The organism is Streptomyces sp. NPDC056061 (genome assembly GCF_042266885.1).
Lineage (GTDB): Bacteria > Actinomycetota > Actinomycetes > Streptomycetales > Streptomycetaceae > Streptomyces.
Genome location: NZ_JBHJWQ010000003.1, coordinates 306,088 through 325,641 on the forward strand (window position 1 = coordinate 306,088; position 19,554 = coordinate 325,641).

Annotated in this window: 13 protein-coding genes, 2 tRNA genes and 1 pseudogene; 9 read left to right on the plus strand and 7 right to left on the minus strand. The window is 70.0% G+C overall.

Annotated features, from left to right (window positions below; genetic code table 11):
* Nucleotides 1–91 precede the first annotated feature (91 nt).
* Nucleotides 92–751, plus strand: a complete 660-nt coding sequence (locus ACFC79_RS07410) for a SigE family RNA polymerase sigma factor (RefSeq protein ID WP_376236411.1) — start codon at nucleotides 92–94, stop codon at nucleotides 749–751.
* A gap of 170 nt (nucleotides 752–921) precedes the next feature.
* Nucleotides 922–2,571 carry a long-chain fatty acid--CoA ligase gene (locus ACFC79_RS07415; protein ID WP_376236413.1) on the plus strand — a complete coding sequence of 550 codons (1,650 nt, stop codon included), beginning with the start codon at nucleotides 922–924 and terminating at the stop codon, nucleotides 2,569–2,571.
* Nucleotides 2,572–2,838: 267 nt separating this feature from the next.
* Here the strand turns inward: ACFC79_RS07415 and ACFC79_RS07420 are convergent, their stop codons facing one another.
* Both ACFC79_RS07420 and ACFC79_RS07425 read right to left on the minus strand, forming a co-directional pair.
* A complete protein-coding gene (locus tag ACFC79_RS07420) occupies nucleotides 2,839–7,110 on the minus strand; it encodes a PAS domain-containing protein (protein ID WP_376236415.1) in 4,272 nt (1,423 codons plus the stop codon).
* 250 nt (nucleotides 7,111–7,360) lie between these two features.
* Nucleotides 7,361–7,828 (minus strand): SSI family serine proteinase inhibitor, encoded by a 468-nt coding sequence (locus tag ACFC79_RS07425; RefSeq protein WP_376236417.1) that lies wholly within the window; start codon nucleotides 7,826–7,828, stop codon nucleotides 7,361–7,363.
* A gap of 264 nt (nucleotides 7,829–8,092) precedes the next feature.
* On the opposite strand from ACFC79_RS07425, the gene ACFC79_RS07430 reads away from it, so the two are divergent.
* Nucleotides 8,093–8,183, plus strand: a tRNA-Ser gene (locus tag ACFC79_RS07430).
* Between the two features lie 329 nt (nucleotides 8,184–8,512).
* A tRNA-Arg gene (locus tag ACFC79_RS07435) sits at nucleotides 8,513–8,585 on the plus strand.
* A gap of 89 nt (nucleotides 8,586–8,674) precedes the next feature.
* Here the strand turns inward: ACFC79_RS07435 and ACFC79_RS07440 are convergent.
* Nucleotides 8,675–8,962: pseudogene (locus ACFC79_RS07440) on the minus strand (site-specific integrase); the annotation flags it as partial.
* On the opposite strand from ACFC79_RS07440, the gene ACFC79_RS07445 reads away from it, so the two are divergent.
* The gene (locus ACFC79_RS07445; protein WP_376236419.1) at nucleotides 8,963–9,433 is read left to right on the plus strand and encodes an NUDIX hydrolase; all 471 of its coding nucleotides are present in this window, start codon (nucleotides 8,963–8,965) and stop codon (nucleotides 9,431–9,433) included.
* A 174-nt stretch (nucleotides 9,434–9,607) separates the two neighbouring features.
* On the opposite strand, the gene ACFC79_RS07450 is transcribed toward ACFC79_RS07445, so the two are convergent.
* The 3 genes from ACFC79_RS07450 to ACFC79_RS07460 all read right to left on the minus strand — a co-directional run bounded on the left by ACFC79_RS07450 (nucleotide 9,608) and on the right by ACFC79_RS07460 (nucleotide 12,858).
* Nucleotides 9,608–10,738 carry a catalase family protein gene (locus ACFC79_RS07450; protein WP_376236421.1) on the minus strand — a complete coding sequence of 377 codons (1,131 nt, stop codon included), beginning with the start codon at nucleotides 10,736–10,738 and terminating at the stop codon, nucleotides 9,608–9,610.
* A gap of 58 nt (nucleotides 10,739–10,796) precedes the next feature.
* On the minus strand, nucleotides 10,797–12,149 hold the full coding sequence (locus ACFC79_RS07455) for a Dyp-type peroxidase (protein ID WP_376236424.1): 1,353 nt from the start codon (nucleotides 12,147–12,149) through the stop codon (nucleotides 10,797–10,799).
* Nucleotides 12,150–12,267: 118 nt separating this feature from the next.
* Nucleotides 12,268–12,858 (minus strand): hypothetical protein, encoded by a 591-nt coding sequence (locus ACFC79_RS07460; RefSeq protein ID WP_376236425.1) that lies wholly within the window; start codon nucleotides 12,856–12,858, stop codon nucleotides 12,268–12,270.
* Nucleotides 12,859–13,368: 510 nt separating this feature from the next.
* Between ACFC79_RS07460 and ACFC79_RS07465 the strand changes: the two genes are divergently transcribed.
* Nucleotides 13,369–14,046 carry a GAP family protein gene (locus tag ACFC79_RS07465; RefSeq protein WP_376236427.1) on the plus strand — a complete coding sequence of 226 codons (678 nt, stop codon included), beginning with the start codon at nucleotides 13,369–13,371 and terminating at the stop codon, nucleotides 14,044–14,046.
* Nucleotides 14,047–14,753: 707 nt separating this feature from the next.
* Here ACFC79_RS07465 and ACFC79_RS07470 read toward each other — a convergent pair.
* Nucleotides 14,754–15,236: a hypothetical protein gene (locus tag ACFC79_RS07470; RefSeq protein ID WP_376236698.1), complete on the minus strand. Its 483-nt coding sequence runs from the start codon at nucleotides 15,234–15,236 to the stop codon at nucleotides 14,754–14,756.
* Between the two features lie 620 nt (nucleotides 15,237–15,856).
* On the opposite strand from ACFC79_RS07470, the gene ACFC79_RS07475 reads away from it, so the two are divergent.
* The 3 genes from ACFC79_RS07475 to ACFC79_RS07485 all read left to right on the plus strand — a co-directional run bounded on the left by ACFC79_RS07475 (nucleotide 15,857) and on the right by ACFC79_RS07485 (nucleotide 19,306).
* Nucleotides 15,857–16,942 (plus strand): helix-turn-helix transcriptional regulator, encoded by a 1,086-nt coding sequence (locus tag ACFC79_RS07475; protein ID WP_376236429.1) that lies wholly within the window; start codon nucleotides 15,857–15,859, stop codon nucleotides 16,940–16,942.
* A 322-nt stretch (nucleotides 16,943–17,264) separates the two neighbouring features.
* The gene (locus ACFC79_RS07480) at nucleotides 17,265–17,804 is read left to right on the plus strand and encodes a hypothetical protein (protein WP_376236430.1); all 540 of its coding nucleotides are present in this window, start codon (nucleotides 17,265–17,267) and stop codon (nucleotides 17,802–17,804) included.
* Nucleotides 17,801–19,306: an MFS transporter gene (locus ACFC79_RS07485; RefSeq protein WP_376236433.1), complete on the plus strand. Its 1,506-nt coding sequence runs from the start codon at nucleotides 17,801–17,803 to the stop codon at nucleotides 19,304–19,306. Before ACFC79_RS07480 ends, ACFC79_RS07485 begins: the two co-directional genes overlap by 4 nt.
* The last annotated feature ends 248 nt before the right edge of the window (nucleotides 19,307–19,554 follow it).

A 19,554-nucleotide genomic window follows, 5' to 3' on the forward strand; every position in this document is an offset into this window, starting at 1 on the left:
GGGGCGGGCCCCACCCCTACACCCTGAGACGGACGCCGTTTCGGGACCTGGGGCCGATCCCCGGAGCGACGCCCGCTTCTAGCGTGGAGCCATGACCACGCCAGTCTGCACAGGCATCACCGGGGGAGCCGCCGGCACCGGACACGTCCCGCACGGCTCGTCTGCCGTGCACACGCCGCGCACCGTACACACACCGCGCGCCGCGCAGGCGGCGCACACCGCGCAGGCGCCGCACGCCTCGCGTCCCCAGTACGCGCCGTATCCGTCGTTCGCCTCGTTCGTACGCGCACGGGGCCCCGTCCTGCTGCGTGCTGCCCGCTCGCTCACGGCGAATCCGAGCGATGCAGAGGACCTCCTGCAGACCGCGCTCACCAAGACGTATGTCGCCTGGGAGCGGATCGAGGACCACCGGGCGCTGGACGGCTATGTCCGCCGGGCGCTGCTCAACACCCGGACCTCGCAGTGGCGCAAGCGCAAGGTCGACGAGTTCGCCTGCGACGAACTGCCGGAGCAGGAGTCGCTCGGCACCCCCGATCCGGCCGAACGCCAGACGCTGCACGACGCGATGTGGCGCGCTGTGCTGAAGCTCCCGGACCGGCAGCGGGCCATGGTCGTCCTGAGGTACTACGAGGACCTGAGCGAGGCCCAGACGGCCGAGGTGCTCGGGGTGTCCGTCGGCACGGTGAAGAGCGCGGTGTCGCGGGCACTCGGCAAGCTCAGGGAGGACCCCGAGCTGACCCCGGTCCGGTGACGGACCTCCCATGCCGCCCATGTCCCGTGACCACGTATGTCCCGGTCGTCGGCAGACCATGAAAACCCGTGACCTGGAATTTCGTGGCCCCGAACTAGTGACATACCGAGTGGTATGCGCGCAGAATCAGCGGAACCCTACTGCCGCGTAGCGCCCACCGGGAGGACGCCGTGCTGAGCACCATGCAGGACGTACCGCTGACCGTCACCCGCATTCTCGAACACGGGATGACCATCCACGGGAAGTCCCAGGTCACGACCTGGACCGGCGAGCCCGAGCCGCAGCGGCGCAGTTTCGCCGAGATCGGCCGGCGGGCCACCCAGCTGGCGAACGCCCTGCGCGACGAACTCGGCATCGACGGTGACCAGCGGATAAGCACCCTGATGTGGAACAACGCGGAGCACGTCGAGGCGTATCTCGCGATCCCGTCGATGGGCGCGGTCCTCCACACGCTCAACCTGCGGCTCCCCGCCGAGCAGCTGATCTGGATCACCGAGCACGCCGACGACAAGGTCGTCATCGTCAACGGCTCCCTGCTGCCGCTGCTCGCGCCGGTTCTCCCCCGCATGCGGTCGATCGAGCACGTGATCGTCACCGGGCCCGGCGACCGCTCGCTCCTCGACGGCGCGCGGCCCCGGGTGCACGAGTACGAGGAACTGATCGGCGGCCGACCGACCACCTACGACTGGCCCGAGCTCGACGAACGCCAGGCCGCCGCCATGTGCTACACCTCCGGCACCACCGGCGAGCCCAAGGGCGTCGTCTACTCCCACCGCTCCATCTACCTGCACTCCATGCAGGTCAACATGGCCGAGTCGATGGGCCTCACCGAGAAGGACACCACGCTGGTGGTGGTGCCCCAATTCCACGTGAACGCGTGGGGGCTGCCGCACGCGACGTTCATGTCCGGCGTCAACATGCTCATGCCGGACCGGTTCCTGCAGCCCGCACCGCTCGCCGACATGATCGAACGCGAGCGGCCGACCCATGCCGCCGCCGTCCCCACCATCTGGCAGGGACTGCTCGCCGAGGTGCTCGCCAACCCGCGCGACCTCACCTCCATGGCCCGTGTCACCATCGGCGGCGCCGCCTGTCCCCCGTCCCTCATGGAGGCGTACGACAAGCTCGGCGTGCGTCTCTGCCACGCCTGGGGCATGACGGAGACCTCGCCGCTCGGCACCATGGCCAACCCGCCCGCCGGTCTGACCGAGGAGCAGGAATGGCCCTACCGCGTCACCCAGGGCCGTTTCCCGGCCGGCGTCGAGGCGCGGCTGGTCGGCCCCGGCGGTGAGCACCTGCCGTGGGACAACGCCTCGGCGGGTGAGCTGGAGGTGCGCGGTCCCTGGATCGCCGCGGCGTACTACGGGGGATCGGGCGGCGAGGCCCTGCGCCCCGAGGACAAGTTCAGCGAGGACGGCTGGCTGAAGACCGGTGACGTCGGGGTGATCAGCGAGGACGGTTTCCTCACCCTCACCGACCGGGCGAAGGACGTCATCAAGTCCGGGGGCGAGTGGATTTCGAGCGTTTCGTTGGAAAATGTGCTCATGGCGCACCCGGACGTGGCCGAAGCGGCGGTCGTTGCCGTCCCCGACGACAGGTGGGGCGAGCGCCCGCTCGCGACGGTCGTGCTCAAGGACGGCGCCGCCGCCGACTACGCGGCGCTCCGGGAATTCCTCACCGAGTCCGGCATCGCCAAGTGGCAGTTGCCCGAACGCTGGACCGTGATCGAGGCGGTGCCGAAGACGAGCGTCGGCAAGTTCGACAAGAAGGTGATCCGCAAGCGGTACGCGGAGGGCGAGTTGGACATCACCCGCCTCTGACCCGCCGGTCGCGTGCCACGGCGGAACCGTCGGTACGGGGGTGCGATCGCACCCCCGTACCGACGGGACGAGCCGGCCGTGACGCGGACGGTACGGCGGTCCGCGGGAACGCGGGCGATACGGCGGTACGCGGGGAAGCGTGCCGCCCGCGCGGACCAGTTGGCGCGAATCAGTTGACGTCGACCAGCCGGTGCTGATCAGCCGGTGCTGATCAGCCGGTGCTGATCAGCCGGTGCTGATCAGCCGGTGCTGATCAGCCGGTGCTGATCAGTTGGTGCCGATCTTCGCGAGCAGGTCGATGATCCGCGACTGCACCTCGTCGCTCGTGGAACGCTCGGCCAGGAAGAGAGCGGTCTCGCCCGTGCTGAGCTTCGGCAGGTCCGATCCGGTCATGTCGGCGGACGTGTAGACGACCAGCGGAGTCCGGTTCAACTGGCCGTTGGCGCGCAGCCAGTCGACGATCCCGGCCCGGCGGCGACGTACCTGCATCAGGTCCATCACCACCAGATTGGGCCGCATCCGGCCGGCGAGCGCCACCGCCTCGTTGTCCGTGGCGGCCCGCGCCACCTGCATGCCGCGGCGTTCCAGCGTCTCCGTCAACGCCAGGGCGATCTCCTCGTGCTCCTCGATCAGCAGTACCCGCGGCGGATGCTGTTCGCTGTCGCGCGGGGCGAGGGCCTTGAGGAGCACGGCCGGGTCGGCACCGTACGCCGCCTCCCGCGACGCCTGGCCCAGGCCGGCCGTCACCAGCACCGGGACCTCGGCTGCCACCGCCGCCTGACGCAGCGACTGGAGTGCCTTGCGGGTGATCGGCCCGGTGAGCGGGTCGACGAACAGCGCGGCGGGGAACGCCGCGATCTGGGCGTCCACCTCCTCGCGCGAGTGCACGATCACCGGGCGGTAGCCGCGGTCGCTCAGCGCCTGCTGGGTGGAGACGTCGGGGGCCGGCCAGACGAGCAGCCGACGCGGGTTGTCCAGCGGCTCCGGGGGCAGCTCGTCGTCGACCGGCTGCGGCGAGGGACGGTTGGCGACCTCGACCGCTCCGCCCGGTCCGTCCAGCGGTTCCGGTCCCTCGGCACCCTCGTCGGGCGCGCCTATGGCGTACGCGCGCCCCTCGGCCTCCGGGGCTTGGAGCAACTGTCCGTGCGCGCCGTGCGGCGCGTGGCCGCCCTGGGCCGACGCCGCGACCGCTGCCGACGCACCACCCGGACCGGACGGCACCGGCGGCGCCGGTGTCGCGGCCGGCTGCGGGGGCGCGGGCTGCGGGGTGCGCTCCTCCTCCGGCGGGGCGGCGAGCTTGCGGCGCCGCCCGGCGCCGCCGGGTGTCTGGTTCGGCTGTTGCGCGATGTGCTGGGCGAACGGCACGCCCTGGCCGAGCGTCCGCACGCTGAACGCGCGCCCCTGCGTCGAGTCGGGCGAGACACCGGCCATCGGCGCTTCCGCGGGCAGCGGCTGCCGTCGCCCGTCCGGACCACCGGGCACGAGGCCGTGATTCCCCGCCGGCGCGGGGGCCTCGGTGACGTCCGCCACCGGCGTGGAGCCCATGGCGTGGGTGGTGTGCCCGACCGCGGGGCGGTCCGGATCGTCGGGGTGGGCGGCGGGTCGGTTGCCCGGCCCGCCGACGGCTCGCCCGGACGGGGCGGACGGCAGGGCCGTGCCGCGACCCGAGGTGTCGTGTTCCGGCAGGATGTCCTGCCGCCCGATCTGCTGCTCCGGGGCGTGGCCCGCGGCCGGGCTCCCGGGACCGGTGCCCTGCTCGGGCTGCTGGAGGGCGTCGCCGTGACGTGCCCGACGCCGTCCGGTCGGCACGGGGTGCGGCTGGGGCGGGGTGTGGTCGTCGCCCGGTGCCAGGTGCGCGGCGTCGTGGCGGCCGGGGAGCGAGGCGTCCGCCCCGGCAGGCGCGGAGGCGCCTCGATCCGCATCCGCGGGCGGCAGGGCGAACGCCGTGCGGGGCCCGGCCGACTCGGCCTGGGCGGACCGCTCCTGCGCGGCCGCCAGGGCTCGTCGCGCCCGGCGCCCGGTCGGCTGCGGCGCCGGAGCGGCGTCGTCACCGGTCCGCGTTCCGCTGCCGACCGGAGTATTGGCGGAGGGCGCGGAAGGCAGCGCCAGGGCCGACGGGCTCTCGCCGTTGGGGCTCCCCTGGCCCGGCAGGTGCGCGCCACCCGTCGGAACGGGAACGGGCACCGGTGCTCCGGCCGGAACACCCTGCGGCGGCACGGTCAGCCCGCGCTGCGGACGGTCGCCGCCCCCCTGCGCGCCCTCGGCCGCGGTCACCACCGCACCCTCCGAAGGAGCCGGAGCCGGAGCCGGAGCCGGAGTCGGTGCGGCGGGCAGCGCCAGCGCCTGCCGCGACCCCTGCTGCTCCGTACCCGACTGTTCCGCGCTCTGCTGCCCCGGCCCCTGTCCCGGTGCCTGCTGTCCCGGTGCCTGCTGTCCCGGCCCCTGCTGGGACAGCGACGGCAGTTGCGCGGGGAGTGCGTGCAGACCGGACTCGGCCGGGCTCGGCCGCCCCCGCCTGCGCCCCGAACCCTCGCCCTGCTGGGCGGGAATCCTGTCGTGCGGGCCGCCCCGACCGCCCTGGGTCTCCGGAGCCCCCTCGGCCCCGGGCGCGTGGCGTGCCCGCCGCCGCCCGGTCGGTCCGGGCACCGTGCCGCCGGCCGTGTCACCGGAACCGGAACCGACGCCGGAACCGGCATCGGAACCCGTACCCGCGCCGGTACCGCCCACAGGGCTTTCCAGGAACGCGTCCGTGGAGGCCCGGCGGGCCCGTCGCCGACCGCTGCCCGGCACGCCCGGACCGGTCGCCGGACCCGGCGTCGGTACGGAATCCGCTCCGGACTCCGGCCCCGCGGCCGACATCGGTACGGGTGCGGACTCCGGCTCGGCCGTCTCCGGCGTCACCGTTCCCGAGCCCGCGCCCAACGGCACTTCGAGTACGTACGCGCTGCCGCTCATGCCCGGCACCTCGTGCGTCTGCAGCACGCCGCCGTGCGCACGGACGATCCCGCGCACGATCGGCTCGTGCACCGGGTCGCCCCCGGCGAACGGTCCGCGCACCTCGATCCGCACGACCTCACCGCGCTGCGCCGCCGCGACGACGACCGTCGAGTCGACGTGGCCGCCGCCCGGCACCAGCCGGGCCTTGCCGGTCGAGTCGACCCCGGCGACATCCGCGACCAGATGGGCGAGCGCGATCACCAGCCGGGCCGCGTCCACCTCCGCCTCGATCGGCGGGGCGTGCACCGCGAACTGGGCGCGCCCCGGACCGATCAGCTCGACGGCCGCGTCGACACCGGCCGCGACGACCGAGTCGAGCAGCACGTTCGTCTTGGTCAGCTCCTCCGTGCCGGCGTCCAGACGCTGGTAGCCGAGCACGTTGTCGACGAGCGTGGTCATCCGGGCATAACCCGCGGCCAGGTGGTGCAGGATCTGGTTGGCCTCGGGCCACAACTGGCCTGCCGGGTCGGCGGCGAGCGTGGAGAGTTCGCCGCGCAGTTCCTCCAGCGGGCCGCGCAACGACTCGCCGAGCACGGCGGTGAGCTGGGTGTGCCGGGCGGCCAGCGCCGTCAGCCGCTCGCCCTGCTGCTCCAGTGCGGTCGTGTACCGCTCGGCGCGGTCGGCCAGTTCCGTCTCGTGCCGTTCCGCCAGACCGGTGACTTCGGAGTCGTGCTTCGCGGTCAGTTCGTCGACCTCGGCCCTGTGTCGTTCCTCAAGTTCCTCGTGGGGCCTGCGGTCGGTGAACGTCATGACCGCGCCGACCAACTGGTCCCCGTCCCGGACCGGTGCGGTGGTCAGGTCGACCGGAACCTGCGCCCCGCTCTTGGACCACAGGACCTGGCCCCGGACGCGGTGCTTGCGCCCGGACCTGAGGGTGTCGGCGAGCGGCGACTCCTCGTACGGGAAAGGAGATTCGTCCGCACGCGAGTGCAGGATCAGGGTGTGCAGCTCCCGGCCGCCCAGGTCGCTGGCGCGGAAGCCGAGGATCTGCGCGGCGGCGGGGTTGACCAGGACGACCCGGCCATCGGTGTCCGTGCCGACGACGCCCTCGGCGGCGGCCCGCAGGATCATCTCCGTCTGCCGCTGCGAACGGGCGAGTTCGGCCTCGGTGTCGACGGTTCCCGACAGGTCCCGCACGACGATCATCAGGAGTTCGTCGCCGGTGTAGCCGCCGCCGTAGCCGCCCGGGGAGTCCTTGTACGCGGCGTGACCGTCCTCCAGCCCGGCACTGCTGACCTCGGCCGGGTACTCGGTGCCGTCGGTGCGGCGGGCGGTCATCCTGGTCGGCTTCGTGCGGCCGCGCGTGTCGGTGGCGGACTCGGGCCGGCGCATCGACCCGGGAATCAGCCGGGAGTCGAACTCCGGCAGCAGATCGAGAAGCCCGCGCCCGACCAGCGCGGTGCCCGGCGTCTCGAACAATTCCAGGGCGATGGTGTTCGCGTTGACGACCGTGCCGTTGCAGTTGACGAGCAGCAGCCCGTCGGGCAGGGCATCGAGTATGGCTGCGAGGCGAGCAGTGCCTCGGGACGGCCTGCTGCTCACGACGACGCTTCCTCCCTGATTACCGCACCTTGCTGACAGCGGGCCCCATCTTGCCCCTCGGGCCGCGGGCTGTCACGGAAGGAGTCTAAAGGCAGGGGAGGGGTAGGGGGTGGCGGATGCGGGGGAGCTCTCACCAAGGTTCGGTGTACGTGACGTGGCGTGCCGGCCCGCCGACACCGCGCGGGAGGCCCGGACGGCGGCGACGGGACGGCGGTTACGAGGCGGGGTGCCGCCGGCCGGGCGGGCGGTTTCACCGGACGTCCGGGAGTACCGGCCGCAGCGTGTTCCAGCGGGAGAGCTCGCAGCCGTCCGCCCGGCTGAAGGCCGCGTCGACGTGCCGCCCCTGCCAGGTGCCGGTGACCCGGGCGGTGGCCGGTCCCCCGTACTGCAGGGTGCACATCGTGCCCCGCGGCACCGGAGCGAACGGGTCCGTTCCTTCGCCCGCCAACTCCTCCAGCCGGTCGCAGGCCCGCCCCGCCGCCGGGTGGCTGCCGCTCGCGGGCTCGCACTTCAGCTCGAAGGTTCCCTCGGCCGAGGGATTCCCGACATCCGCCGCCACCACCGTCAGCCGGGTGCGGGCGTCATCGCCGCCCTGCGTCAGGTGCAGCGGCCACGGAAGCGGGAAGGGGTGCGGTCCGTCGGCGGCCGCGGCGCCAGGGGTCGCGGCGGACAGCACGGCGAAGGATGTGACGGCGGTGAGAGCGAGGCGGCGCAGCATGCGGGCTCCTGTGCTTGTGCCCTCCGGCGAAGTCGTGCGTGCTTCGGGGCGAGGACGGGATCGGGCGGAACGAACGGAAGATCGGGGAACGGAAGGCCGGTGCCTCCCTCCCCCCTCACCAACGCGCGTCACGCCACGGCGTTGCGCACCCCAAGCACTTTGCCCTCGCGCCCGGCTGCCTAGTACCGTAGGCAGCGATTGGTGACACGACGCTCGACTGTGTCATCATCTGCACGCACCGTTCGCGTCCGCGCGAGGTGTGCTGGAGGCGTCGCCTAGTCCGGTCTATGGCGCCGCACTGCTAATGCGGTTTGGGTCTTAAAGCCCATCGAGGGTTCAAATCCCTCCGCCTCCGCTGTACGACTGAAGCCCCGTGCCACCGGCACGGGGCTTCAGTCGTGTACGGGCCACAGTCGTTTCCGCGCGTACCAGCCCTCGCATTCCGCGGCGTACCCGCCGCCGGTCCCCCGGCACGTGCCCGGGCCCGCGGCTCATCCGGACGGATGCGGTCCGGTGGTGGTTCGGAAGCGGTCCCGCGCAGCCCCGGCCGCAAACGCCACACGCCGCCGACGAGGCGTTTGTGCAGGTCAGAGGTGGTTTGGCTAATGGATTTCGCGCTACGCCGCAGGTCATGTAATGTTGTTCCCGCAACGCCGACCGGGAAGAAAAAACCGGGAAGCACAAGCACTCGTAGCTTAACGGATAGAGCATCTGACTACGGATCAGAAGGTTGCAGGTTCGAATCCTGCCGAGTGCACACAGGTGAGAGGCTCGGACGAAAGTCCGGGCCTCTTGCGTTGTCGGGATGTACAGCAGCGAAGTACACAACCGCTCCGGCAGCCGTCGTCAGCCGGTGGCGCCGTCCATGGCGTCGGACAGCCTGCCGATCGCGGTACGTACCTCTTCCTCGCTCGCCTCGGCATAGACCTCCGTCGTCATGGCGATCTGCGAATGGCGAAGGATGCGCTGTGCCACCTTCGGGTGGATCTTGAGGGCCACCAGGAGCGAGCTGCACGTGTGCCTGGTGTTCCGGAGCGGAATCACTCGGAGACCGGCACGACGGGCCCGCAGGGCGAACATCCGAGTCAGGTTCCCCGGCTCGATCGGCGTGCCGTACTTCGTGGTGAGGACGAGATGGCACGGACTGAGTACTACGACGACCCGGCGGCACCTGAGCCGAACAGCTTGGTGGTCGCCGCGTCCGCCGTGGTTACCGACGCCGAAGGGCGCGTGCTCCTTCAGCGCCGCGAGGATAACGATCTTTGGGCGCTACCTGGCGGCGGCATGGAGATGACCGACTCACTCCCGGGAGCGGCCGTCCGCGAGGTGAAGGAGGAAACGGGTCTGGATGTAGAGATCACCGGGCTCGTGGGCACGTATACCGACCCTCGCCACATCATTGCCTACTCGGACGGTGAGGTGCGCAGACAGTTCAACGTCTGCTTCACCGCCCGCGTGGTCGGCGGCCGACTCGCGATCTCGGACGAATCCACGGAGCTGCGGTTCGTCCAGCCGGAGGAGATCGATCAACTGCCGATGCACCACACGCAGCGGCTCCGGATCCGTCACTTCCTGGAGCACCGTGATCGGCCCTATCTCGGCTGACCTCTTCAGGTTTCGGTGACGGCAACCCTGATCGCATCGACGGCACACAGCGGCCGTTGATCACGACCATCACCGGTCAGCCGGAGGATGGCCGAGCTCCCTCACAACACGCTTTCCAACTGTGTTGGTGGGGTCTCGGGGGGATGGTGACCAAGGTGGGCGCTTACCGTCACATCAGTGGGCCGAGCCAAGCGCTTCGTCGGCGCTGCACGGTTCTGTGCGTGGCTGCTGGTTGAGCTTGTGGCGCAGGAGGGAGGAGTGCCGGTAGACCTCTTTGCGGGCCCGCATGATGTTGCCCAGGGGCGCGTGCTCGGCGGTGACCCGCCAGGGTGTGAAGGACAGTGCGTCCATCTTCTCCAGGTTTTCCGGGCCGGAGATGTCCTGCTGCGGCAGGCGCAGCTTGGCCACAGTGAAGGACGGCGAGAGCTGCTCGGGCCACTCCACGGTGGTGTCCTCCACCGGCATCCGTTCCAGGTCGGTGCAGAGCTGGACCTGGATGTCGAAGGCGTAGGGCCGCTCTTGCAACTCGGCTTGCAGGGCCGGGCGGAAGACCTCCGCTGCCGAGGCCGGGTCGATGGTGCGCCGGACCACCGCGGCGGCGGAGGACGGGTCGGGGGTGATGCGCACCTTGGCGATGTAGTCCCCGTGCCGGACCGCGCCCATCGTCCAGTAGCTCGACAGCAGCACGTTTGCCGCAGGAGTCTTTGCCAGGCGCAGGAAGGCCAGGAACTCGTCCCACGCCCAGTTGTCCTGGTCCAGGGTTCCCTTTCCGGTCACGAACTCGGTGTAGAAGCGATGTGTGCCGGGTCGGCCCTGGGAGAAGTAGGCCGGCGCGTTCAGGAACAGTTCCTGGATGAACAGGTAGTGCTCAACTGTGTTGCAGAAGAAGATCGGTCCGTTGATGTTGGCGTAGTCGAAGGTGCCCGTGTCCGGTTCGTCTTCCAGCAGGGTCGGGCCGGGGATGTCGAACATCTTCAGGGCCAGTCCGGTGGCGGCGCCCAGGCGTGCGTCGGCTCCGGCGTGGGGCGAGCCGTTGGAGAAGCGGATGAGCGCGTCGTGGGTTCCCGGGGTCGCGTAGATGCCCTGGGCGTACTCGGGGGGAAGCCCGTCCAGGATCTCCACTTCCCCTCGGACCAGCCCGTAGCCCTTGGCGTGGGCGTCACGGAGGGCCTGTCCGGTGCCGCCTGCCTTGACCGACTCGGCGATGTAGTTCTCGGTCTTCCCGATCACCGTCTGCAGGTTCTTGTCGAAGTGTGGATCGTCGTCTTCGATGTCCGGTGTGTAGCGGACGAACTGTGCTGTCATGACTTCGACCTCTCCTTCTCGGAGACCGTGATCGCACTTCAGGGTCTTGGAATTGCTGTCAGCCCTCCAGTTCGGCGAGCCAGCGCAAAGCGCGCAGCCCTGGTACGAAGCAGTACTCACCACCACGGGTGACCACGAAGCTGGGCAGGTTCTGCAGGCGACGCCTGACCGGCTTCTCCGGAATGGTGATGCTGCCGGTTCCGCCGTGATGTCCGGCTACCGGGTCCTTTTCACCGGGGTAGCCGATGAAGTTGCCGTCGTTGACCCATTCGGCCTTGATGAACTCGAACTGTCGTTCCAGGTGGGCTCCGAGGAAGACGCCGACCAGGCCGCGGTCGGCGCCGTCGTCCTCCAGCACGCCCTCGGGCAGCGGCGGCCCGTAGGTGGTGCCGCGGCGGATGAGGCGGTGCATACGTGCGTCGCCGATGATGGTGGAATCGCGGGGGTTGGCACGCCGGATGTGCGCACCTGCGGGACACCGGTATCCCCGGTCGTCGTGCTCCCGGTAGAGGAAGTTGTTGACGCGGTGCGGATCGGCCGCCAGCTCCGGATCGTCGTGCTCCGGCGTCAGCGTCAGAGGTGCTCCGCTGGGCCAACGTCCGACCATCTTCGCCGCCAGGAGCGCCTCCTCCTCGGCGCTGGAGCTGTTCGCGCGCAGGTACCGGCGCCAGGCGGCCACGTTGGTGTGAATCTTGCGAACTGCCGCGTAGGTCCCGTTGCGCCCCAGCACATCAGGACTGGGCATGGGCGGCAGACTGCCGGTTTCGTCGGGGTAGCCGAGGATGAACTCACCGGCCTTGATGGGGACTTCCTGCGGGTTGGAGCCGGGCAGCCCGACGCCCTCGATGTTCGGATGGCTGATGCCGTCACGGAAACCGAAGGTGGTGCGCCCGGTCGGGAGCTGGTGCACCACCTGCTGCCAGATCACCTGGACACCGGACATGTCCTCGTAAGCGGCACGGGCCCGCTCCAGCTCCCTGTCCATCTGCGCCGCATCGGAAGAGAGGGCGCTCAACGCGATGTGGACATCGCCCGTTCCGAACGGTGCCTCCCAGTTGGCCGGCGCACTCTCACCCACGTCGCCGATCAGCTCCGCCCGGGCGGCCATGCCCTCACGGAACGCCTGCGGAAAGCTGGCCAGCGACTCCTGCGGCACGCCCAGGGCCCTCAGTCCCTGATAGGTGAAGGCCACCGCCACCCAGGCATCTTGGCTGCGGTCCGCGTCAGGCAGCCCAGCTGAGGTCAATGGGAGCAGCCGCCGCAGCAGCGCGCGCCCGGCATGGCGGTCATCGACGCGCAGAAATACGTACTTGCCCTGGTAGGGGACGGGCCGTGGACGCAGGGCCCCGCTCTGGACGTCGTCAATCTCGACGCGCACATCGGCCGCACTGCTGCTGTCCGCCGCGTTCATGATCGTTTGTTCCTCCATGTCGATCTCTGCCAGAGCAGCCCCGCAATGACCGACTCCCACCAGCCGACGCGGTCCTGCGCTGGTGGAGTCGGCCCTGAGGGTTCGTTGCGTTCGGGTTCTAGGCGGAGGCTTCCTCCAACAGCTTCTGGAAGGCCGGCGTGGCCACCAACTCCGCGTTGGCCGGGTTCTCCAGTGCCGCCCGGAACTGGGGGGTGTCCAGCACCTCCTGGAACGCGTCGTCCACGCGGTGGTCCTTGTAGATCTGCTGAACGGTCAGGTCGGGATAGGCGCTGACGAAGACCCCCGCGGGCTCCTGGTGGGCGACGAACCAGTTCTTCACCTCTGGATCCTTGACGCCGGGGAACCCTTCGCTGTGCGAGAAAACCTTGTCGAAGCGGGCCCCGACCACCGTCTGGGCGAAGTCGTCGATGTAGTTGTCCCAGGAGCCGTCGAAAACGCTGGCGAACATGAACCGGGTGTCGTTGTCGAAGATCACGTGCCGTGCGTCGTGCAGGGTGCCGATCTGGCGCAACGCCGCATGGACCTGCTCGTCGTCCGCCGCGTCGGACAGCATGGCGAGATCCTTGCGCAGCGCATCCGCATGGCCCGGCTTGATCTTGGTGAAGACGGTGAACTCGTTGCAGACCCCATCCGACCTGCCCGGGCGTTCGAGGTGAGCCGATTGGGTTGCGCCTGTCCTCGCAGTCATCGTGAAACTCTCCTGCCACGGATCGGTGCGAGGGTCGCCAAGCACCCGGACATGAGGTGCCATCGCCCTCACACGTCAATCCTCACTGTGGATGTGCAGCCTCGCACCTTCAGCTCTGGCCGATGCGTTCACCTGGGACGGGTTCCCGGGAAGCTCCGACACCAGCGTGTCCATCCTGACCACTTCATGCGCCCCACCAGGGACGCTTAGGTTCCGTGCCGCGTCTCCGCCACAGTGGTGAGAAGGAGAGGCGGTCTCCAGGCACGGCAGACCGGTCCCGGGCCCTCGCGTCCCGAGATGCTCCCGAGGACAGATTCGGCCAGGCACAGGAAGATGGAAAAGGTGGGACGTGCCGGGTACGCCGTCGTCGCCATTATTCGGGAAGCCACTTCCCCACAGCCGTGAAGACAACGCGCAGCCGATCACAGAGCAACCCGTTGCGCCGCACCGACGGCCGGATCACCCGCTTCCGCCAAGCCCGCTCCACCGGATCGCCACCCGGAGGCAATCATGAGCGCTGTTCTCGGCGACGTACTGGGTTTCGCGGCCGGCGTCGCGGTCAGCCCGCTCCCGATCATCGCCGTCATCCTCATACTCGCCACGCCCCGGGGACGTCTGAACGGAGTCCTCTTCACCATCGGCTGGATCGTGGGACTCTCGGCACTGGGCGCGGTGATGCTGGCGATCGCTTCCCCCGCAGGCGCCTCCGCGCACAAGAATCCGGCCACCTGGGTGGGAGCACTCAAGCTCGCCCTGGGCCTGTTCCTCGTCCTCTTCGGCGCCCGGCAGTGGCACCGACGCCCGAAGGATCCCTCGCAGGCCCAGCTGCCGAAGTGGATGAGCGCGATCGACCGCCTCACACCGGTCAAGATCTTCGCACTCGGACTGGCTCTGGCCGCGCTCAACGCCAAGAACGCCCCGCTGACCATCGCCGCGGGGGCCGCGATCGGCTCGGCCGGCCTGCCGGTAGGGCAGCAGATCGCATCTCTGGCGATCTTCGTCGTGATCGCCACCCTCGGCCTGCTGGCCCCGCTGGTGGTTTTCCTGCTCGGGGGAGAGCGAGCCAGGACCACGCTCGGCAACTGGAAGGACTGGGCAGCTCAGCACAATGTCGCCGTGATGGCGGTCCTGTTCCTCGTCCTCGGGCTGAAACTGCTCGGAGACGGCATCTCGATCCTCACCTCCTGACAGGAATAGCGAGGCGTGGAGCCGCAGGCCGGTTGCTGATCGGAGCGTGGTGGCCGTTGCGTTGCCCCGTGCCAGCGACGACGGCGTGGGGAGCTTTCGGCTTGGGAAGCCGAAGCGTGAGCGCACGCTGCGAGTCGGCGTCGGCCGGCGCCACCGCTCAGCGCTGACGGCAACGACGGCACACAGAGGCTGTTGATCGCGCCCATCAGCGATGAGTCGGAGGGAAGGCGGAGTCCCCGCCCAACGGCCTGCCCGATGCTACGGATTCAGAAGGTTGCAGGTTCGAATCCGGCCTATGTCATGACGGCAGAGGCTGACGGCACCACTTCCGCGTGGGTCGTCGGACCGGTCGGGCGGTTACGAGGACACCCGTTGTGCCGTCGTTGCCGCCCGACCCGCTGCCATCACCCCTCGGTGCGGCCTCGGTGCGGTCGAGTGCGGATTGCCGGGGACCGCCGCGCGGAGGTGCTGACGCGCACGGGCGCGCGAGGCGGGCCTGTGGACGAGGACCTTGCCTTGGTGGGTCGACCGTCCGCGCCGCCCGGTGTCGGGCAAGCGTGGCGGTGGCCCATGCCCTGCCGAGGACATGGGCCGCTCGAAGGGTTCCCCGTACACGCGCCGCCCGTTCCTGGTCGGCTGATTCGCCCGAAGCGCCGCATCCGGAGAGGAGCGGCGCCCGGTCGGGAGCACGAAGGGTTCTTTCTGTCCTATTGCGCAGGAGCCGGTTCCCGGGACGACCAGAATATGGACTTCACCTGGGGGACAGGGATTTTCTTCCCGTAGTAGTCAGTGCCCTTGGCCGCTGTGGCCGGGGGTGCCACCTTCGACTTTTCCACGCAGGCCGTTTGCACGTCCAGGAAGAACTGGCCCTTGTGGCCCACGGTCAAAATCATCTTCAGTACGCCGTCACCGGCGTCGGCGTAGATGGCGGGGAAGTCCTTGTCCGGGTTGACCTTGGTGATGGTGTAACCCGACTTCTTCCACGCCCGCTCGATGTAGCCGAGCAGCGCCCCCCGGCGCTCTTCGGAAACCTCGGTCATGACCGCTGCGCGTCGGGTGACGTCGCCCAGTTCCGGAGTTTCCTTGCACATCCCGCTGTCGAACTCGTCGTGTGTCCATTCCAGCGGGGGACTCACGGAGGAGAGCGTCGTCCCGATCAGGGCGTCGGCTTTACCTGCCGCCTCTTGCATATTCACGCCAGAACTCCCTCGGGGGGTACGGGAATTTTCGTCGCTTCCTCCGCAGCCTGTCATGAATGCTATGACGAGCACGGGGGCGACAATGCGAATTGGGGCGTATTTCACCGTGGAGCCTCTGTAGTGATCGAGCCCGAATGTCCGGCAACGATCCTGGCGATGTGTTTGCTGTTCTCGTTGAGCGTGTGTGACGCAGACGTTACTGGCCGGGTGCTCAGCGTGATGTCCGCGCGATCACTCGGACCGGCCCTGAGTATCCGTACCTACCTCCCGCAGCACTGGCTCGCAGAGTGATCGGATACCTGGCTCGGGGTGTCGCCGCGGCCGGCCGCGGAGTCGGCGGGCACTGCGCGCCCACCCGGAGCGCGTCTTCGCCCACTGCCGCTGTTGCAGCGGTGATCGTGTCTGCGCCACGAGCACGCCGGGCGGTCGAGCGCGCGGACGGACCGCTTTTCGGAGGCGCTCGGAGGCGCTCGGGGGTGTCCGGGGGTGTCCGGGGGTGTCCGGGGTCGTTCGGAGGCGATTCGGGAGGGCTCTGCCAGTAGCGCCACTCACGAGTAAGGGTACCCTTACTTGTGCAGGGTGATCGTTTCCTCGTGGACCGGGGGTGAGGCATGGCGGGCCGGTTTTCGGTTGCTTCCGCGCGGGGGTTCGCGGATCTGGAGCCGCAGTACCGCGAGTTCTACGCGGCCATCGCCGTGCGGCGGGAGCTCGGGGGCGGGGCGGTGGCGCACGAGGTGCGGCCCGAGGTGGGGGACGGGCACATCACGGTGTACGAGTTGCTCGAAGGGGTCACATTGACCCTGTACGACGTGACGTTCCACGACGAGCTGGTCCTCGACTTCGACCTCTGCGGTGAGTACTTCGAGTTGGAGTACTGCGTCGACGGCCTGATGCTGCTCGAAGAGGCGGGCACGGGGGCCTCGGTCTTCGGGGCGGGGCAGTTGTCCATCTCGCATTCGCGGGCCTCGGCCGGGCGGCTGACGCGACCGGCCGGGCAACACTACCGGGGGGTGTCGGTCGCCGCTGAGCGGTCGGCGACGGCGGCGTTCTTCGGGAGTGTCGGGGCCGGGGCCTGGCAGGAGAGCGTCGAGGGGATGCCGACCGCCGTACGGGACGCGCACTATCTCGGCCGTCAGGCCCCGCCCGAACTCGCCGCCGCCTTCGGGGACCTGTTCGTGTGCACGCTGCCCGTCCGTTTCCGGGCGCTCTACTTCGAAGCGAAGGTCATGGAGATCCTCGCTCGGATCGTGTCCCGCGACGACGTTCCGTGTGAACCGGCCCAACTGCCGCTCGCGGAGTACGAGATCGAGCGCATCCGGACGGTCCCGGCGATGTTGATGGAGAACCTGCACGAGCAGCACACCGGCGAGACCCTGGCCCGTGCCCTGCGGATGAACCCCAAGCGGCTCAGTCACGGGTTCAAGCAGCTCTACGGGGACACGATCTTCAGCCATCACCGCAACGAGTGCCTGCGCCGGGCCTCGTTGCTGCTGATGGAGACCGACCTCAGCGTGGCCGCGATCGCGCTGCGGGTCGGCTACTCCAGCCCCAGCAACTTCTGCTACGCCTTCAAGAAGCGGTTCGGGCGGACCCCGCGGCAGTACCGGGTGGGACGGAGCGGGGCGGGGCGGAGCGGGGTGGGCGCGCGGGGCCTGGGCGCGTCCGACGTGGCCGCGCGGGGCGTGGACGCTGCATAGGGGCGCGCGGTGCCCGGACGCCGTGCAGGGCGTGCGCGGGCGCGGATGCCTCGTGGCAGAGGTGCGTGTGTGGTTGCCCGTGCCGTGGATCGATCCAGGCCCCGCGGCGGCCGTGGGCGCGGCCGGCACCAGTGGGCACCGGTAGGCACGTGGGCACCGATAGGCACGTGGGCACCGATAGGCACGGGTAGGTGCGGTGGGTGTAATGGGCGCGGTGCGCGTTCGCTCCACATTTCGGGGGACCGCGCTCCGTACGTTTTTTGCTCTTGTCCCTTTCAGCATGGGCCCGTGGCCGTCGCCACGCCCGGCTCGAAAGGACATCGTGAACGTCTCCCCGATACGCGTCTGCACCGCGCTCGCCGTCGGTGCGGCTCTGTTGCTCTGTGGTTGCTCGGCCCCGGCGGAACCCGCCCCCGCGCGCACCGGCGCGGCGGCGCCGTCCGGCCACTACCCGGTCACCCTCGATGTCGTCGACGACGAGGGCAAGAAGCTCACGCAGACCGTCGAGAAGAGTCCGGGGCGGGTGGTGGTCATCGGGCAGGCGCTCGCCGAGCTGGTGATCGAGTTCGGGCTGGAGGACCGGATCGTGGGCGTCGGCTATCTCGACAACTCGTACTCGGCCTATGCGGACCGGATCAAGAAGCTGCCGAAGATCTCCGATCAACTGCCTTCCAAGGAGGCGATCCTCGAACGCCGGCCGGATCTCGTGCTGACCATGTCGTTCGCGCTGAAGGCCGACAAGATCGGTGAGGTCCCGTTCTGGAACACCCGGGGCGTGGAGGTGCTGCCCGCCGTGAACTACACCGTGGGCCGGGACCTGGACAGCTACTGCGAGGACCTTTCGTCCGAGGAGTGCCCGTGAATCCACGTCATCGGCTGCCCCTTGTCGTCTCCTGTCTCGCCACCTTTCTGCTGCTCGCCTACGCCACGATCGTGACGGTGGCCATCCCCGCCGTCGCCGACGGGCTGCACACCGATTTCGCCGCCCTGCAATGGGTCGTCGACCTGTACACCCTCGCGCTTGCCGCGCTGCTCGTCGTCGCCGGTGCGGTCGGTGACGTGCTGGGGCGGCGCCGGGTCTTCGTCGCCGGGTTCGTCCTCTTCACGCTCTCCTCGCTCGCCTGTGGACTCGCGCCGGACGTCGGGGCGCTGATCGCGTTCCGGGGCGCCCAGGGCGTCGGCGGGGCGGCGATGTTCGCGACCACGCTGCCGCTCATCCGGGCCTCCTACAGCGGCCGGGAGCAGCATCGGGCCTTCGCGGTCTGGGGTGCGGTGGCCGGGCTCGCGGCGGCGGTCGGCAACGTGTCGGGCGGGCTGCTGGCCGAAGCGCTGGGGTGGCGGTCGATCTTTCTGCTGGCCGTCCCGCCGGGCGTGCTCGGCGTGGTGCTGGCCGTGCGCTTCCTGCCCCGTGACCCGGAGCGCGACGGGCGCCGCGTGGATCTCGTCGGAGCCGCCCTGCTCGCCACCGGCCTCACGGCCCTGGTGGTCGCCGCGCTGCTCTTCGGTGAACACGGTGCGGGGCCGGAGCCGTTGACGGCGGTGCTGGTCGCGTGCGCGGGTGGGGTCGCCTTCGTGGTGTGCGAGCGCCGTGTGCCCGATCCGCTCGTCGACCTGGCACTCTTCCGCCATCCTCGGTTCCTCGCGGTGGTCGCGGTGGCGTTCGGCTACTACTTCGCCGCGTTCGGGCCGCTGACCGTGCTGTCGTCCTGGTTCCAGGACGCCGCCGGGCTCGACGCCGTGGGCACGGCCCTGCTGCTCTCCGTACAGCCGGCCGTCTTCTTCGTCGTCTCGGCGCTGCGGGGGGCCGCGCTCCAGCGTGCTCCGTTGTGGCTGCCGCTCGCCGTCGGTACCGCCCTCTGTGCCGTCGGCTGTCTGAGCTTCCTGCTGCTCGGTCTCTCGTACGGGCCGGTGGCGTTGGTGCCGTCGTTGGTGCTGACCGGGGTGGGCGCGGGCATGGTCTCCCCGGTGCTGCCGTCGGCCGCGATGCGGGACGCCGACCCGGCACGGGCCGGAGTGGCGTCCGCAGTGGCGAACACCGCCCGGCAGGTGGGGCTGGCCCTGGGCGTCGCGGTGTGCGGTGGTCTGTTCGTCGGGCTCTCGGAACCGGGCCGGGCAGCGTACACACGGGCGCTCGGCGAGGTGGGTGCGGTTGCGGGGGCGGTGGCCCTCGCCACCGCGGCCCTCGCGGTCCTGCTGCTCAAGCGGCAACGCGAACGGGCGGGAACGGCCGCCGCCGGAGCCGTGGGATCGGCGGAGCCCGGAGCGGCGGGATCGGCGGAGTCCGGGGCGGCGGCGGACGCGGGGCCCGAAGGATCGGCAGGTTCTGCGGGGCCGGCAGGTTCTGCGGGCCGGTGGGAGGCGTGAGGTTGGTGGGGCCTGCGGGTCGGTGGGGCTGCGGGAGGCGTGAGGTTGGTGGGGGCCGCCCCGGTCGGACTGTTGTCGGCCCGTCCTCTTCGCCCGGTCCTTCACACCTTGTCTTGCGTGTTCGGTCTTCCGTGTTCGATCTTCCGTGTTCGGTCTTCCGTGCCCCGTCTCTCATGCCCGGTTTCCCGCGTCCGGTCTCTTCGTCCGGTCGCCCGGTAGCATCGCGGGATCTCTCATCGTCCGCGGAA

Excerpts from the sequence above, each read along its gene's own strand:
- ACFC79_RS07450 (WP_376236421.1), bottom strand. The coding sequence starts at position 10,738 with ATGACAGCACAGTTCGTCCGCTACACACCGGACATCGAAGACGACGAT.
- ACFC79_RS07460 (WP_376236425.1), bottom strand. The coding sequence starts at position 12,858 with ATGACTGCGAGGACAGGCGCAACCCAATCGGCTCACCTCGAACGCCCG.
- ACFC79_RS07445 (WP_376236419.1), top strand. The coding sequence starts at position 8,963 with ATGGCACGGACTGAGTACTACGACGACCCGGCGGCACCTGAGCCGAAC.
- ACFC79_RS07470 (WP_376236698.1), bottom strand. The coding sequence starts at position 15,236 with ATGCAAGAGGCGGCAGGTAAAGCCGACGCCCTGATCGGGACGACGCTC.
- ACFC79_RS07425 (WP_376236417.1), bottom strand. The coding sequence starts at position 7,828 with ATGCTGCGCCGCCTCGCTCTCACCGCCGTCACATCCTTCGCCGTGCTG.
- ACFC79_RS07465 (WP_376236427.1), top strand. The coding sequence starts at position 13,369 with ATGAGCGCTGTTCTCGGCGACGTACTGGGTTTCGCGGCCGGCGTCGCG.
- ACFC79_RS07410 (WP_376236411.1), top strand. The coding sequence starts at position 92 with ATGACCACGCCAGTCTGCACAGGCATCACCGGGGGAGCCGCCGGCACC.
- ACFC79_RS07475 (WP_376236429.1), top strand. The coding sequence starts at position 15,857 with ATGGCGGGCCGGTTTTCGGTTGCTTCCGCGCGGGGGTTCGCGGATCTG.
- ACFC79_RS07455 (WP_376236424.1), bottom strand. The coding sequence starts at position 12,149 with ATGAACGCGGCGGACAGCAGCAGTGCGGCCGATGTGCGCGTCGAGATT.